This is a genomic window from Bacillus sp. JJ722, assembly GCF_036963345.1.
Taxonomy (GTDB): domain Bacteria; phylum Bacillota; class Bacilli; order Bacillales; family DSM-1321; genus Bacillus_AD.
Map to the genome: position 1 here is coordinate 3,968 of NZ_JBALMO010000003.1, position 2,537 is coordinate 6,504.

A 2,537-nucleotide genomic window follows, 5' to 3' on the forward strand; every position below is an offset into this window, starting at 1 on the left:
GGCGCTTAATCTCCCACTTAAGCGTCTTCTCTATTACTTTCGTTTTGAAGTGGGATTTTAGCGCCAGTTAGATTGGGATAAATTTGTATATTCATACAAATATTAGACAACTTTTTATTATATAAATATAGTAAATAAAAAAGCTGATATCCTAAAGTGTATACTAGGATATCAGCTTTACTATTAATTATAGTTAGCCATTAATTCGTCTAAATAAATAGTACCTTTATTCTTTTTATCGGCATTACCTTCTGCTACATAAATACTTTCAATAGAGATTGGATAAGCAACACCTTTTGGGATAACGGCTTTTACTTGTTTCCATTGCCCTTTCCAATCAAGCTTGTGCTCTTCTGTGAAATTAAGTGTATACAATTTACCATTGCGATCTTTAATTTGAGTTCTTAGCCAATGTTTCTTACCATCTGCCCATGCCCAAACCGAAAGTGATGTTGGTGAAGAAGGAACAACTAACTTCGAAGCTGGTTTCATATAAGAAGCTGATACACCGCTCTTATACTTTGTAAAATCATAATTGATTCCGATATATCCTGTTCCGCCTTTTCTCAAGCTGCTTTTATTCTCTACTAAACTTGTTTTTGCTCTAGCACTTGCTGCTTTCCATTGCTTAACAGAATCTAAAGAATTAACAACTAAAGGTTTTGAACTAACCGTTACCGGTATCTTAATTACTTTTCCACTTAGATTTGCAACGATACTACCTTTACCTTCTTTTTGATTAGCTGTAAATGTACCATCTGGCGCTATACTTCCAATGTTACCTTCAACGCTCCACTTTATACTATTTGGATTAAAGCTAAGTAGCTCATTCTTACTGTTATATGCAGAGATTGTTACTTTCTCTGATTTACCTTTGCCAACATATAGACTTGAAACGTTGCTACTAAGTTTCGCAGGTCGTGCATCTACAGTTATTGGGATCTTCACAACAGCATCGCCACTACGAACGACAACATTTCCTTTTCCAGGTTTTTCAGCGATGAATTTAGAATTAACCATTCGCCCTATATCTCCCTCAACTGAATATTTAGGAGGGTACTTTGATACACTTACAAGGTTATTATAGCTATCTAATGCTGACGTAATTGAAAAACTAACTGATCCACTTACCAGCATATTTCCTTCGTCTGACTGTTTCACTTTCATTACTTTTGGTGGTCCATATGGAGCTGTACTAACAGCTTCTAATATAGCTGATACAGAACGTTGACTTCCACCTGATGGCAAATTAACTAATGAAGCATAGCGACCCCAAGGAATTCTAGCAGCCATAGTTGTCGAACCACCGCCATCTAAATTGATAGCTTGGTACGCACCTTGCTTAACAAGGTAATTAGAAAACTCTCTTAATGTCATTCCTTGACTTTTCCCTTTACGCTTTGAATCAACGGTAACCATAAATACTTTCTTACCTGTGCGATCAACAGCTACAGCTGTATGCGATGTTCGTTCTGTTGCACGTGGACTTGAATCTGAGATTGTCATATTCGTTTTTCCATTTTGCACAAGTAACGGACCACTCGCTAATACGAAATTCGCATCTTTCCATTGCTCATCAATGTTCAATGTTATAGAAACTGGGTCTCCTATTTTCATATTTTGTAGAGCTTCTACCTGTGATCCAGTAGCTGATAAAACAAAACCATCTTTAGGAATGGTACTGCTTGACTTTTGTCCATATGGTCTAATACTCGCTACCTTTCCTGTAATAGTTTCTCCAAATGATAATTGTTTGTCGATGCTCTTTGGTAAGCCTTTAATAACAACTTCATAACCAAATGGATTTGTTCGAGTATTTCCAAAACGATAACTTGAAGTAAAGAGGATACTACTGTTGTCTTCTCTCTCTTTATTATAACTGTCAATCTTAATCGTTTTATCTTGATGCTTAACAGCAATATCTATGTTGAAACGATCGATAACGGCTTTTTTATCTTTTGTTAATCCGAAAGCTGCCGGTACATGCATAAAACTCGTATCTGCTCCCGCGCCGCTTCCTAAGTATGTAATTTTATTATCCTTCGCTAAGAGATAAGCTGGTTCACCACTATTCATATGAAAGAATGAAGCATTTACTGCTCCCACAACATGATGTTTCTCAAACGTATGTAATTTAGCTAACGAAGTTACTGGAGTCTTTTTTTCTAACGGGGAAGCAACTCCGAAATCCACAGTTGTATATGGATCATTCAGATTAACTTCTAGCATATTAATAAATTGATTACGCTTATCAATCACCGTTTGTTCAGACTTCCAATCAACGCCTGGAGTCAGTGAAGTTGTTTTGGCAAAGCCTTTTGAACCTCCAACAACAAACAAAACACAAAAACAGAGAACTACACTAGCTGCAATCTTATTAATGTTCAAATCTATGACAACCTTTCGAAAATTTTTACTAGTACTCTATAACCTTACTATATTTACCGTTTAATTCCAAACATAAATTCAAGAAATCTAGTAAACTATAAAGCAAAATTATTCACACCGAAAAGCAGAGGCGCCCGTTTTGCTCCGTA

General features: G+C 36.1%; 1 protein-coding gene. It reads right to left on the reverse strand.

Annotation, left to right across the window (positions count from 1 at the left end):
• Positions 1–183: 183 nt before the first annotated feature.
• The gene (locus tag V7014_RS00145; protein ID WP_335502556.1) at positions 184–2,388 is read right to left on the reverse strand and encodes a phosphodiester glycosidase family protein; all 2,205 of its coding nucleotides are present in this window, start codon (positions 2,386–2,388) and stop codon (positions 184–186) included.
• Positions 2,389–2,537: the final 149 nt, after the last annotated feature.